The organism is Cellulosimicrobium sp. 22598, assembly GCF_052044445.1.
GTDB lineage: Bacteria > Actinomycetota > Actinomycetes > Actinomycetales > Cellulomonadaceae > Cellulosimicrobium > Cellulosimicrobium cellulans_G.
Map to the genome: position 1 here is coordinate 253511 of NZ_JBQEMZ010000001.1, position 13283 is coordinate 266793.

A 13283-nucleotide genomic window follows, 5' to 3' on the forward strand; every position below is an offset into this window, starting at 1 on the left:
GGACCGTCGCACGGACGCGGCGCGGCGACGTCGTCGACCACGGGACACTGGGTCCATGACCGCCGAGTACGACGCCTCGCCCGACCTGCCCTGCACCCCCGCCGGGCTCGCCGACCTGGCCGCGCTCGTCGCGCGGGTGCGCGCGCTGGCGGAACGGTCGGGGGACGGTCGGGTCGTCGTCGGGATCACCGGCAGCCCCGGTGCGGGCAAGACGACGCTCGCGCTCCGACTCGTCGAGGCGCTCGGTCCGGAGGCGGTGCACCTGCCGATGGACGGCTTCCACCTCGCGAACGCGACGCTCGACCGGCTCGGCCGTCACGACCGCAAGGGCGCGCTCGACACGTTCGACGGCGACGGCTTCGTCGCCCTGCTGCGCCGGGTGCGCGACGAGCGCGACCGCACCGTGTACGCGCCGTCGTTCCACCGCGAGGTCGACGAGCCCGTGGCCGGGGAGATCGCCGTCGACCCGGGGCACCGCGTCGTCGTGGTCGAGGGGAACTACCTCCTCGTGGGCGAGGAGCCCTGGGGGCGCGTGCGCGACCTGCTCGACGAGGCGTGGTTCTGCAGCACCGGCGACGCCGAGCGCGAGCGTCGTCTCGTCGACCGGCACACCCGCCACGGCCGCACGGTCGAGGCCGCGACCGCCTGGGCCACCGAGGTCGACGGGCGCAACGCGCTCCTCGTCGAGTCGACGCGGTCGCGCGCCGACCTCGTCGTGTCCGGGGCGATCGCCTTCGCCCCTCAGGCGAGGTCCACGTCCGCGTAGAGGGCGGCGTGGTCGGACGCCGCGTGCGTCGCCGACGTCATCGTGTCGTAGTGGGGGAACAGGGTCCCGTTCGCGCCGCCCCACACGCCCTTGCGGAACACGGACCCGCCGACGGTGCGCTCGAACAGCGCAGGGGACAGCAGCACGTAGTCGATCTTCTGGCTCGCGGTCCCGTTGCCGTACGTGCCCGGCCGGCCGTCGCCGCGGAACGCGGGGTGCTCGCTCACGTCGCGCAGGTCGGTCCGCTCCAGCAGGGGGCGCAGCGGGGTCGACGACGGCGTGTCGTTGAGGTCGCCCACGACCACGACGTTCTCCTCGCCGCGGGCGCGCAGGCCCGCGTAGATCGCGGCCGTGCGGGTCGCCTGGCGGCGGCGGGTCGCGTCGGACTCGGCCTGCGTGCCGTAGCCCTTGGACTTGAAGTGGTTGACGAGCACGGTGAGCGTGCCGCCGTCGGGCAGCTCGACGGCGTACTCCGGGCAGTCGCGGCCGAACACCAGGCGCCCGCGCGAGTCGCGGTCGTCGACGTGCGAGCGGACGGACCCGATCCGGTACGGCCGTGTGGTGAGCAGCCCGACGTCGATGCCGCGGTCGTCGTTGCCGTCGATGACCATGACGTGCGGGTAGACGGGACGCCCGGACGGCGTGACGACGCCCGCGTCCGTGAAGTGCTTGAGCGCGACCCGGCTCTCGGCCTCGACGACGGCCAGGACGTCGGCGTCGACGTCGGCGACGACCCGGGCGGTGTGCGTCATGGCGAGCTCGTCGACCCGGTCCTTGACGAGGTCGACCCAGCCGACCCAGTCGCCGCGCCCGGTCGCGACGACCTCGGTGCGCGCCGTGCCCGCCGCCTGAGAGCCGGTGCGGCGCACGAGCCGTCCCCGGACCTGGCGCAGCACCGCGAGCGCCGCGGAGTCGGAGCGCAGCAGGCCGAGGGTCTCCAGGTGCTCCAGGATCTCGGCCCGCACGTCCGGGCCGTACCGCTCCTCGGCGATCAGCGCGTTGACGCGGGCGTGGGCCGCGAGGACCGCGTTGCCGCCGGTGAGCGGGCCTGCCATCGCGCGCGGGCGCTCGAACAGGTTCTCGACGTTGAACGTCCCGATCCGGAACCTCGCCATCGTGGTCTCCCTCGCGCGGTCCGGGACCCGGGGTGGGTGCGAGACGCGGACCGGCTCTACGAGGAGGGAGGGAGACGACGCCCGGTCCGGGACCTCGGGACGCGGCGATCGTGAGGGGGAGGGGGAAGCCCGGCCGGTGTCACCGCCACCGGCCGGGCGGCCTGGGGAGCCGACCGGGGACCGGTCGGTGGACCCGTCAGCGTCTGCGCGGGGCGGGCGCCGACGGGTAGATGTCGCGGAACGCGGGCTCGAACGGGCGTCTGAGCATCCGCAGGCCCGCCTGCTCGGGCGTGCGTCCGCCCTTGGCGGCGTTGCACGGCTCGCACGCCGCGACGGCGTTGAGCCACGTCGTGGTCCCGCCCTGGCACCGCGGGACCACGTGGTCCATGGTCGTCGCGGTCCCGCCGCAGTACGCGCAGCGGTACCGGTCGCGGCGCAGCAGCGCCGCCCGCGAGTACGGCACGCGGCCCTGGCGCTCGTACACCCAGCGTGCGTGGACGTACCGCACCAGCGCGACCGACCGGGGCCGCTGGTAGGGGCCGAACGTCTCGCCCTCGACCGCCTCGAGGACCTCGGCGACCCGCCGGTGCAGCATGCGGATGGCGTGGCGCAACGACACGCGGCCGAGCTCCTGGCTGCCGCCGAGGTTGTAGATGACCACCTCGCTCATCGTCGCGCCTCCTGTCGTGTCGGTGGCCGTGGCGGCCGTGACCTGGGGCGGTGACGACGAGAGCCGCCCCAGGACGGTGCCCCAGGACGGCTCTGCAGGTGGACGACGTGCGTCGTCTACCTGAGGAGCGCCCTTCGGGACGGGTCGGTGGACCACTGGTGCAGCACGCGGGTCCACCTCCCCTTCACCGGTCGTCATGATCGTGCGTCCGGGCGGGTTCGACCGGACGCCACGAGGCTATGCCCGCGACCGCCCGACGTCCACGGTTTTGACCCGGCAGGTCGTCGCCGGCGTCAGGCGTCGGCCTCGGCCGGGGCGCTCGCCGCGCGGGGCCGCCCGGCGAGGGCGAGCTGGACGAGCAGCGCGCCCGACAGCACCCAGACCAGCCCCGCGGCCGAGATCGTGCCGCCGGCGAGCCACGCGACCGCCCCGGCGACGACGACGGGCACGACGAGCACGACGGCGGTGCGTACGTCGCGCAGCACGGCGTGCACCCCGGCGGACACGAGCCCGTGCACGGCGAACGCGCCGACGAGCAGCGCGAGCTCGCCCGGGTCGAGCGCCCGCGCGGGCTCGTCCAGGACTCCTCCGAGCGCGCCCGCGAGGGTGGCCAGGGCGCCGGTCGTCACCAGGTGCAGGAACCACGCCGACCGTGGCGGCACCCCCGCGGGGCGCAGCAGCGTGACGCCCGCGTAGCCCGACCGCACCGTGAGCGCCCACAGGGCGACGAGCAGCGTGAACGCCCCCGCGCCTGCCACGAGCAGCGTCCGGTCCCACTCGGCCCCGCTCGCGGCGTCGATCGCCTGGATGAGGCCCTCGCCGAGCACGATGATGACGAAGAGTCCCAGCCGCTCCCCGAGGTGCGGGACGTCGGTCACGGCCGCGTCGACCCTCGTCGGCACCTCGACGGCGTCCGTGCCGCGCCGTCCGCCCCGTCCGGTCCGCCCGGCCGTGCGCCGCGCGGACCTCTCCCGCGGGCGTTCCCGGTCGCCGCGCCCCGGACGGTCGCGCCGGGCACCCGGTCCGCGACCCCGGCGCTCGCGGACCTCGTCGAGGCGCTCCTGCGCGCGTCGCACGAGGCGCTCGCCCGAGAGGGTGAGGAGCAGGAGGAGGTCGATCGCGAGGCCGACCGCCCAGAGCGTGTACCGCGTCTGCCCGTCGAACCACCACGACACGATCCACGGCACGACCCCCGTCAGCGCCTGCACCACCGGCAGGTCGACGACGACGGTCGTGCGGCGCCACGGTCGCGCGGCGACGAGCCGGCCCACGACGTACGCGACCGCGAAGGGCTGTGCGTGCTCGTCGTGGATGCCGGGCACCGCCGCGATCATCACGGCGAGCGCCGCCATCCCGGCGAGGATCGGCTGCGCCCGGGCGCCCTCGCCCGCGACGTTGCCGTAGGTGGTGAAGCACGCCCAGACGAGCCAGAACGCGGTGTAGGCGATGACGTAGAGCGCGAGCCCGCCGCGGTCGTGGTCCTCCTGCAGCAGGTGGGCGAGCATCCCGATGCCCGCGACGACGACGAGGTCGAAGAAGAGCTCGAGCCACGACGCGTGGCGCTCCTCGCCGACGGGCGACGTCCCCGCGGGGGCGGGGGCGGTCACGGCTGCGGAGTCTGCGCGGGCTGCGCGGGCTCCAGCGGGAGTCGCACGACGAACCGCGTGTCGCCGGGCACGGACGTCACCGTGAGGTCCCCGTGGTGCTTGTTGACGACGATCCGCCACGAGATGTCGAGGCCGAGCCCCGTGCCCTGCCCGACCGGCTTGGTCGTGAAGAACGGCTCGAAGATGCGGGGCCGCACGTCGTCGGGGATGCCGGGCCCGGTGTCGGCGATCTCGACCTCGGCGCGGTCGTCGACGCGCCGCGTCGTGACCGTCAGCGTGCCGGACCCGCCCATCGCCTGCGCGGCGTTCTCGACGAGGTTGGTCCACACCTGGTTGAGCTCGGCCGCGTAGACGGGCACGGGCGGCAGGCCGGTGTCGTAGCGCCTCACGACCTCGACGCCCGCGAGCGCGTGGTCGAGCATCGTCAGCGTGGAGTCGAGCAGCTCGTGCACGTCGACGGGCCGGAACGGCGCCCGGTCGAGCTGGGAGTACTGGCGCGCCGCGCCGACGAGGGTGGAGATGCGCACGGTCGCGTCCTCGATCTCGGCCATGAGCTGCTCGGTCTCGATCGTGTACGCGAGCCAGCTCACGGCCCCGGTGAGCGCGCCGGCGTCCACGCGCTCGGCGACGCGGTCGAGCCAGGGCTCGTCGATCCCGGCCTGGACGAGCGCGGGGGAGACGCGCCAGCCCTCGGGCAGGCCGTGGTCGTCGAGCCAGTCGGTGAGGCGATCCTCGAGGTCGGAGGTCTCCAGCGCCCCGACGGCGTCCGCGGTCCGGGTGTCCGCGTACCGTTCGAGCGCCTCCTCCTGGAGCCGGATGAGCTCGGCGAGGGTGGCGCGGTCGTAGGGGCCGTCGGCGATGAGCGCGAGCTTGTGCCGCATGGCGGCGACGCGCTCGCGGAGGGTCCCGGTCGCGCGCACCGCGGCGGCGGCGGGGTTGTTGAGCTCGTGCGTCAGACCTGCCGAGAGCGACCCGAGGGCGAGCAGCCGCTCGCGCTGCCCGACGAGCTGCTGCGCGTCCCGGGTCCCCCAGAACACGCCCTCCAGCAGGTGCACCGCCATGGGGAACCACTCGGTCATGAGCTTGGCGAAGTCGTGCGCCTCGAGCACGAAGAAGCGCGACGTCTCCAGGGCGCGCGCCGAGTGGAGGTACGTCTGGGGGAGGCGGTCGCCGAGGTAGGCGTTCCACGCGCCGAGGTAGACGCCGACCTGGTGGGTGCGCGAGACCTCGACCTCGTCCTCGCCGACGCGCCGGTAGAGCGCGACGCCGCCGTCGAGCAGGACGTAGAACGCCTCGGCGGGCGTGCCCTCGTGGAACAGCCAGCCCGCGTCGTGGCGCTCGACGTGCCCGGTCGCGCACAGCCACGCGAGCTGGTCGTCGGTGAGGTGCTCGAACAGGAACGTGGCGCGCAGCTCGTCACCGTCGCACGGCAGCCACCCGCGCGCGGCTGCCGGAGTGGTGCCCTCGGCGGGCGGGGTCGTGGTGGGGTCCTCGGCGGGCGGGGTCGTGGTGGGGTCCTCGGCGGGCGGGGTCGTGGTGGGGTCCTCGGTGCTGGTCACGGTGTCGCCTCCGGGTGCGGGTCGGGGTCGTGTCGCGGGCCGGTGGTGGTCAGAGCTGTTCGAGGTAGCGGTGCACGAGCATGACGGCCATGGCGCCCTCGCCCACGGCGGACGCGACGCGCTTGGCGGACTCCGCGCGCACGTCCCCGGCGGCGAACACGCCGGGCACGGACGTCTCGAGGTGGTAGGGCGGGCGGTCGAGCGTCCACCCGGCGGGCGGGGCGCCGTCGCGCAGCAGGTCGGGACCGGCCACCACGTACCCGCGCGGGTCGCGCGCGACGACGCCGTCGAGCCAGTCGGTGCGGGGCGCGGCGCCGATGAACACGAACGCCCAGCCGCACTCGACGCGCGCGGTCCGGCCGGTCTCGACGTCGCGCAGCTCGAGGTGCTCCAGGTGGTCGTCGCCCGACGCCGCGACGACCTCCGTGCGGGTCAGGACGCGCACGCGCGGGTGGGCCTCGACCTGCTCGACCAGGTAGGAGGACATGGACCGGGCGAGCGAGTCGCCCCGGACCACGAGGGTGACCTGCTTGGCCTCACGGGCCAGGTAGAGCGCCGCCTGCCCCGCGGAGTTGGCGCCGCCGACGACGTACACCTCCTGGTCGTGGCACGCCGTGGCCTCGGTGAGCGCCGACCCGTAGAACACGCCGCGCCCGACGAGGTCGCCGAGCCCCGGTCCGTCGAGCAGCCGGTAGGAGACGCCCGAGGCGAGGATGACCGTGTGGGCGTCGATCGACGTCCCGTCGGGGAAGCGGACGCTGCGCGCGGGTCCGTCGACGTCGAGCTCGATCGCGTCGCGCGTCGTCACGATCTCGGCGCCGAACCGCACCGCCTGTCGCCGTGCGCGCTCGGCGAGCTGTGCGCCCGAGATCCCGTCGGGGAAGCCGAGGTAGTTGTCGATGCGCGAGCTCTGCCCGGCCTGGCCGCCGGTCGCGGTGCGCTCGACCAGCACCGTCCGCAACCCCTCGGACGCCCCGTACAGGGCGGCGCTGAGCCCCGCAGGCCCGCCGCCCACGACGACGAGGTCGTAGAAGTCCGCCGCGGGGCGCGTGGCGAGCCCGACGCGCTCGGCGAGCGTGGCGTCGTCGGGCGCGACGAGCGCCTCGCCCTCGGGCGTGACGACCAGGGGGAGGGTGTCGCCGTCGGTCCGGGCGGCGGTGAGGAGGCGCGCGCCCTCGGCGGACTCCGACGGGTACCACCGGTAGGGGACGCGGTTGCGCGCGAGGAACTCGCGCACCTGCGACGAGCGCGCGGACCACCGGTGCCCGACGACGACGGTCTCGGCGGGCCGGCGCCGGTCGGTCGCGGACCACGCCTCGAGCTGGGCGTCGACGACGGGGTAGAGCTTCTCCTCGGGCGGGTCCCACGGCTTGAGCAGGTAGTAGTCGAGGTCGACGACGTTGATCGCCTCGATGGCGGCCTCGGTGTCCGCGTAGGCGGTGAGCAGGACGCGCCGCGCCGCGGGGAAGAGGTCCATGGCCTGCTCGAGCAGCTCGACGCCCGTCATGCCGGGCATGCGGTGGTCGGCGAGCACGACGGCGACGTCCTCGCCGCGCAGCGCGAGCTCGCGCAGCGCCTCGAGCGTCTCCGCACCGGACTCGGCGCGCACGATGCGGTACCGGTCGCCGTAGCGGCGGCGCAGGTCGCGCGCGACCGCGCGCGAGACCCCGGGGTCGTCGTCCACGGTGACGATCGCGGGGCGTGTCGTCGCGACGGTGGGTTCCACACGGCCTCCTCGGAGCCACGGACGGGCGAGTGCCATCCTCCCGCCGCCACGGTCCCGCGTCCACGGCGGCGTGGCGCAGGTCACTCTTGACGGGTCGTTCGGCTGCGCTAAGTTAGGCAAGGCAAACCTCAGGTTGCCCGCCGCGATCCGCGGCGGTCCTCTCCCCGTACCTGGAGCCTCGCCATGCTCTCAGCACGATCCGTCGCGCCCGCGCACGGTACCTCGACCGCCCCGGCCCTGCTCACCGGCACGACCGCGGGCGACTACGCGAGCACCCTGCACGGCGTCGTCGACGACGTGGCGTCGCGGGTCGCGGCGGTGACGCAGCCCTGGTCGGGCGCGAGCCGCGCGCAGCTCGCGACGCTCGTGGACCGCGTCGACCTCGACGCTCCGGGCATCGGCACCGACGCGGCGCTGCGCGAGGCCGCCGACCTGTACGCGACGCACGCGGTGTGGTTCCACGACGCCGCGTACGCCGCCCACCTCAACTGCCCGGTCGCGCTGCCCGCCGTCGGCGCCGAGGCGATGCTCGCGGCGATCAACACGTCCGTCGACACGTTCGACCAGTCGACGGTGGCGACCCTCATGGAGCGGCGCGTCGTGGCGTGGACCGCGGGTCGCGTCGGGTACGCCGCGGGCGGCGGCGTGCTCACGTCCGGGGGCACGCAGTCCAACCTGCACGCCCTCTTCCTGGCCCGCGAGCGCGCGGTCGCCCGTGCGGCCCGCGCGGGCGGTCCCGGCCGGTCCGCCGTGCTGCCGCGCCTGCGGGTCCTCGCGGCGGCGTCGAGCCACTTCAGCGTCGCCCGGTCGGCGCTCCTGCTGGGCCTGGCGGACGACGCCGTGGTCCGGGTCGGGGCCGACGCCGACGGCCGCCTCGACCCCGCGGCGCTCGCGGCCGCGATCGGCGCGGTACGGGCCGCGGGCGACGTGGTCATGGCGGTCGTCGCGACCGCCGGCACGACCGACCGCGGCTGCGTCGACCCGCTCGCGGAGGTCGCGGACGTGTGCGACGCGACCGACGTGTGGCTGCACGTCGACGCCGCCTACGGCTGCGGGCTGCTCGTGTCGCCGACCCGCCGGCACCTGCTCGACGGGATCGAACGCTCGCGATCGGTGACGGTCGACTACCACAAGGCGTTCTTCCAGCCCGTGTCCGCGAGCGCGCTGCTCGTGCGCGAGCGCGCCGACCTGGAGCGCGTCGCGCACCACGCGGACTACCTCAACCCGCGCGAGAACCCCGAGCCGAACCAGGTCGACGTGTCGCTGCAGACGACCCGGCGCTTCGACGCGCTCAAGCTCTGGGCGACGCTGCGGGCCCTCGGCCCCGACGGGGTCGGCGCGATGGTCGACGCGGTGTGCGACCTCGCCGCCGCGGTGCACGCCGACCTCGCGGACGACCCCGACCTGCGCGTGCTGGGTCGTACCGACCTGTCCACGGTCCTGTTCCGCTACGAGCCGCCGGGGCTGGCCGCGGAGCACGCCGACCGGCTCGTGCCGCTCGTGCGGCGCGTGCTGTTCGAGTCCGGGCGCGCCGTCGTCGCCAGGACCGTGCTCGACGGCGTCCCGTGCCTCAAGCTCACGCTGCTCAACCCGACCGTGACGCTCGCGGACGTGCGCCACGTGCTCGACCTCGTCCGCACGACGGCTCAGGTGCTCGTCGAGCGCGACGAGCTGCTGCACGACGACGACGTCGCGACGCACGCCGCGGACCTCGTGGCGTCCCTCGCGACCGCCCGGGCGGTGACCCGATGACCACGACGACCCCGAGGACGACCTCGGCGACTAACCCCGTGCCGGCTCCCAGGACGAGCGGCCCCGCCCCGGCGCCCCACGACCCGGCGCGCGTGCGCGACGTCGTCGGCGTGGGGATCGGGCCGTTCAACCTCGGCCTCGCCGCGCTGTCCGCGCCCCTCGACGACGTCGACGCCGTGTTCCTCGACGCCGCGGCGGAGTTCCGCTGGCACCCCGGGATGATGATCGAGGGCGCGACGATCCAGGTCCCGTTCCTCGCCGACCTCGTCACGATGGCGGACCCCACGTCGCCGTACTCGTTCCTCGCGTTCCTCAAGGCGACGGGCCGGCTCTACCCGTTCTACATCCGCGAGTCCTTCTACCCGCTCCGCGCCGAGTACGACGCGTACTGCCGCTGGGTCGCGGCCCGCCTGGGCTCGCTGCGCTGGTCGCGGCGCGTCGTCGCCGTCGAGCACGACCCGGCCGCCGACGCGTTCGTCGTGCGGGCCGAGGTCCTCGACGACGACGGTGCCGTGACACGCACCGAGGAGCACCGGGGCCGCCACCTCGTCCTCGGCGTCGGCACCGCTCCGGTGCTGCCGCCCGCGCTGCGGGCGCTCGCGGACGAGGTCGCGCGCGGCGAGCACCCGGGCGCCGGGCCGCTCGTGCACAGCGCGCAGTACCTGCCGCACCGCGACGCGCTCGCCGCCGCCGGCTCCGTCACGGTCGTGGGCAGCGGCCAGTCGGCCGCCGAGGTCTACCGCGACCTGCTCGACGGCGTGCACGGCGACGCGCGGCGCCCCGGCTACCGGCTGGACTGGGTGACGCGCTCGCCGCGCTTCTTCCCCATGGAGTACACGAAGCTCACGCTCGAGATGACCTCGCCGGAGTACACCGACCACTTCCACGCCCTGCCGCTCGAGCTGCGCCAGCTCCTCGGCCGCGAGCAGCGCGGCCTGTACAAGGGCATCAGCGGCGACCTCGTGGACGACGTCTACGACGCGCTGTACCGCCTGAGCCTCGACCGCCCGGTGCCGACGACGCTGCTCACGGACACCGAGGTCGTGGCCGCGCGCTACGAGCCGGCCAGCCACGGGCGCGACGACGAGAGCGCGGCCGGGCACCCCGACGCGGCGGGGGAGTACGTGCTGCGCCTGCGGCACGCGCAGCTCGGGCGGGAGGTCGAGCGCCGCACGCGCGCGCTCGTCGCCGCGACGGGCTACGCCGCGGCGGTCCCCGCGTTCCTCGACCCGGTGCGCCACCTCCTGCGGTTCGACGAGCTCGGCCGGTTCGACGTCGCGCGCGACTACACGGTCGACGACGCGCGCCGCGTGCACGTGCTCAACGGCGAGGAGCACACGCACGGCATCACCGCGCCGGACCTCGGGTTCGCCGCGTGGCGCAACGCCGTCGTGCTGCGCACCGTCACGGGCCGTGAGGTGTACCCCGTCGAGGAGCGCATCGCGTTCCAGACGTTCGGGCTGCCCGACGCCGCCGCACCCTCGGCCGACCGGTCTCCGACCACGCCTCTCACCCCGTCGGACGCGGCCCGCGTCGTGGCGGGCGGGCGCCCGGGAGGGGAGGCCCGATGAGCGCCCCGGCCGTGACGACGGCGACGTCGGCCGTGCCGTCGTCCGACCTCGCGTCGCCGGACGTCGCGGCGTCGGTCGCGCGCGTGGGCGCCGCCTTCGCGGTGCGGGTCCGGCTCGGCAGCGGCCACGCGGACGTCTCGTTCGAGGCCGTCGACCCGGCGCGCGACGCCGCGCTCGTGCACGGTTGGCTCGCGCACCCACGGTCGGTGTTCTGGCAGCTCGGCCACCTCGACGTGGACGGGGCGCGCGCCTACCTGGAGGACGTGGCCGCCGACCCGCACCAGGACGCGTGGCTCGGGCGCGTCGACGGCGCGCCCGCGTTCCTCGTCGAGACCTACGACCCGGCGCGGGTCACGCTCGCCGACGTGCCGGCCGCCGTCGCGCTCCTGGAGCCGGGCGACGTCGGGATGCACCTGCTCGTCGCGCCGCCGGCGGGACCCGCGCGCAGCGGCTTCACGTCCGCGGTGATGGCTGCGGTCGTGCGGTTCTGCCTCGACCCCGCCGGGCGCGGGGCGCGGCGCGTCGTCGTCGAGCCGGACGTGCGCAACGCCGCGATCGCGGCGAAGAACGCCGCGGCCGGGTTCCGCGTGCTGCGCGAGCTCGAGCTGCCCGGCAAGACGGCGCACCTCGCCGTCGCGACGCGCGCGGACCTGGACGCGAGCCCGCTCGGCGACGGCGTCGACCTCGCCCCCCACCTGCGCCCCGACCTGGCCGACCGCGCCCACCGCCACCTCGTCGCCAAGGCGATCGCGGAGCTCACGCACGAGCGCCTGCTCGCGCCGCGCGCCGTGGTCCGGCCGGACGCGGCGAACGGTCCGGGCGAGTACGTGCTGCCCGTCGCGGGTGGTGCGGTCGAGTACCGGTTCGTCGCGCGCCGCTACGCGCTGGAGCACTGGGTGCTCGACGAGGCGTCGATCCGGCGGACCGCCGTGCCCGGGGGCGGACCGGGGGAGTCGGACGCACGGCGCGACCTGCCGGTGGACGCGCTCGACCTCGTGGTCGAGCTGCAGCCCGACCTGAGCATCCCCGACGGCCTGCTCGCCACCTATCTCGAGGAGGTGTCCTCGACGCTCGCGAGCGCGACCGCCAAGGCCGAGCGCTCCGAGCGCACCGGCGGCCCGAGCGCCGTCGACCTGCTGGGCGCCTCCTTCCAGGAGGTCGAGGCGGCCATGACCGAGGGGCACCCGGGGTTCGTCGCAAACAACGGGCGCATCGGGTTCGGACTCGCGGAGTACCGCGCGTACGCGCCCGAGAACGGCGGGCGCGTGCGCCTCGTGTGGCTCGCGGCCCGGCGCGAGCACACGCACCTCGCGCTCGGCGCGGGGCTCGACGAGGCGTCGCACTACGCGGGTGAGCTGTCCGACGACGAGCGCGCCGCGTTCGCGGACCGGCTCGCCGCGCGCGGCCTCGACCCGGCCGACTACCTCTACCTGCCCGTGCACCCGTGGCAGTGGGAGCACCGCGTGCCCATCACGTTCGCCGCCGACGTCGCGCGCGGCGACCTCGTGCCGGTCGGCCAGGGTGCCGACGAGTACCAGCCGCAGCAGTCGATCCGCACGCTGTTCAACCTCACCCGGCCCGGCCGCCACTACGTCAAGGTCGCCCTCGCGATCCAGAACATGGGCTTCCTGCGGGGGCTCTCGCCCGCCTACATGCGCGACACCCCCGCGATCAACGACTGGGTCGCCGACCTCGTCGCCGCCGACCCCGAGCTCGGCGGGCGCGGCTTCACCGTCCTGCGCGAGCTCGCCTCGATCGGGTACACCGGCGACGTCTACCACCGCACCGCCACGCCGTCCGCGCACCGCAAGATGCTCGCCGCCCTGTGGCGCGAGAGCCCCGTGCCGCGCACCGCGCCCGGCGAGCGCCTGGCCACCATGGCCGCGCTCCTGCACCGCGACCCCGACGGCGCCGCGCACGCGACCGCGCTCGTGCGCGCCTCCGGGCTCGACCCCGCCGACTGGGTGCGCGCCTACCTCGACGCCTACCTGCGCCCGCTCGCCCACGCGCTCCTCGCGCACGACCTCGCGTTCATGCCGCACGGCGAGAACCTCATCCTCGTCCTCCGCGACCACGTCGTGGTCCGCGCGGTCATGAAGGACGTCGGCGAGGAGATCGCCGTCCTCGGCGACGCCCCGCTCCCGCCCGGCGTCGAGCGCGTGCGCGCCGTCGTCGACGGCGAGGAGAAGGCGCTCGCGATCTTCACCGACGTGTTCGACGGCGTGCTGCGCCACCTCGCCGCGATCCTCGCCGGCGACGGCGTGCTGCCCGAGGACCGGTTCTGGCGCCTCGTCGCGGAGTGCCTCGACGCGCACCGCGCCGACCACCCCGACCTGCGCTCCGGCGTCGACCTGCGCGCCCCGCGGTTCGCGCACTCGTGCCTCAACCGCCTCCAGCTGCGCAACACGCTCCAGATGGTCGACCTCGCGGACCAGTCCGCGTCCCTCCTGTACGCGGGCACGCTCGCCAACCCCGCCGCGCGGGACGCCTGACGTGGGGGCTTCTGGGGTACCGGGC

9 protein-coding genes are annotated in these 13283 nt (G+C 75.4%); 4 read left to right on the plus strand and 5 right to left on the minus strand.

Going from position 1 to position 13283, the window contains the following annotated elements; genetic code table 11:
• Positions 1-55 precede the first annotated feature (55 nt).
• Entirely contained in the window at positions 56-766 is a 711-nt protein-coding gene (locus ACTJIY_RS01130) for a nucleoside/nucleotide kinase family protein (protein ID WP_440673080.1), read from the plus strand.
• On the opposite strand, the gene ACTJIY_RS01135 is transcribed toward ACTJIY_RS01130, so the two are convergent.
• The 5 genes from ACTJIY_RS01135 to ACTJIY_RS01155 form a co-directional block, all read right to left on the minus strand.
• Positions 742-1881 carry an endonuclease/exonuclease/phosphatase family protein gene (locus tag ACTJIY_RS01135; protein ID WP_440673079.1) on the minus strand — a complete coding sequence of 380 codons (1140 nt, stop codon included), beginning with the start codon at positions 1879-1881 and terminating at the stop codon, positions 742-744. The two genes, ACTJIY_RS01130 and ACTJIY_RS01135, sit on opposite strands and share 25 nt — an antisense overlap.
• 196 nt (positions 1882-2077) lie before the next feature.
• Positions 2078-2551 carry an HNH endonuclease gene (locus ACTJIY_RS01140; RefSeq protein WP_154798684.1) on the minus strand — a complete coding sequence of 158 codons (474 nt, stop codon included), beginning with the start codon at positions 2549-2551 and terminating at the stop codon, positions 2078-2080.
• Between the two features lie 293 nt (positions 2552-2844).
• Positions 2845-4158, minus strand: coding sequence for a low temperature requirement protein A (locus ACTJIY_RS01145; protein WP_440673078.1), 1314 nt, complete (start codon positions 4156-4158; stop codon positions 2845-2847).
• Positions 4155-5717, minus strand: a complete 1563-nt coding sequence (locus tag ACTJIY_RS01150; protein WP_440673077.1) for an ATP-binding protein — start codon at positions 5715-5717, stop codon at positions 4155-4157. The genes ACTJIY_RS01145 and ACTJIY_RS01150 overlap by 4 nt, the downstream gene beginning before the upstream one ends.
• Before the next feature lie 49 nt (positions 5718-5766).
• Positions 5767-7443, minus strand: a complete 1677-nt coding sequence (locus tag ACTJIY_RS01155; RefSeq protein ID WP_440673076.1) for an FAD-dependent oxidoreductase — start codon at positions 7441-7443, stop codon at positions 5767-5769.
• Positions 7444-7626: 183 nt separating this feature from the next.
• Between ACTJIY_RS01155 and ACTJIY_RS01160 the strand changes: the two genes are divergently transcribed.
• Genes ACTJIY_RS01160 through ACTJIY_RS01170 form a run of 3 tightly spaced genes read left to right on the plus strand, consistent with a single transcriptional unit; the run spans position 7627 to position 13258 of the window.
• Positions 7627-9195 (plus strand): pyridoxal phosphate-dependent decarboxylase family protein, encoded by a 1569-nt coding sequence (locus ACTJIY_RS01160; protein ID WP_440673075.1) that lies wholly within the window; start codon positions 7627-7629, stop codon positions 9193-9195.
• Positions 9192-10766: a lysine N(6)-hydroxylase/L-ornithine N(5)-oxygenase family protein gene (locus tag ACTJIY_RS01165; protein WP_440673074.1), complete on the plus strand. Its 1575-nt coding sequence runs from the start codon at positions 9192-9194 to the stop codon at positions 10764-10766. The genes ACTJIY_RS01160 and ACTJIY_RS01165 overlap by 4 nt, the downstream gene beginning before the upstream one ends.
• Complete coding sequence (locus tag ACTJIY_RS01170) at positions 10763-13258, plus strand: GNAT family N-acetyltransferase (RefSeq protein WP_440673073.1); 2496 nt, start codon at positions 10763-10765, stop codon at positions 13256-13258. Before ACTJIY_RS01165 ends, ACTJIY_RS01170 begins: the two co-directional genes overlap by 4 nt.
• Positions 13259-13283: the final 25 nt, after the last annotated feature.

Coding starts and splice junctions, on each gene's coding strand:
- ACTJIY_RS01170 (WP_440673073.1), top strand. CDS start 10,763: ATGAGCGCCCCGGCCGTGACGACGGCGACGTCGGCCGTGCCGTCGTCC.
- ACTJIY_RS01140 (WP_154798684.1), bottom strand. CDS start 2,551: ATGAGCGAGGTGGTCATCTACAACCTCGGCGGCAGCCAGGAGCTCGGC.
- ACTJIY_RS01130 (WP_440673080.1), top strand. CDS start 56: ATGACCGCCGAGTACGACGCCTCGCCCGACCTGCCCTGCACCCCCGCC.
- ACTJIY_RS01165 (WP_440673074.1), top strand. CDS start 9,192: ATGACCACGACGACCCCGAGGACGACCTCGGCGACTAACCCCGTGCCG.
- ACTJIY_RS01135 (WP_440673079.1), bottom strand. CDS start 1,881: ATGGCGAGGTTCCGGATCGGGACGTTCAACGTCGAGAACCTGTTCGAG.
- ACTJIY_RS01160 (WP_440673075.1), top strand. CDS start 7,627: ATGCTCTCAGCACGATCCGTCGCGCCCGCGCACGGTACCTCGACCGCC.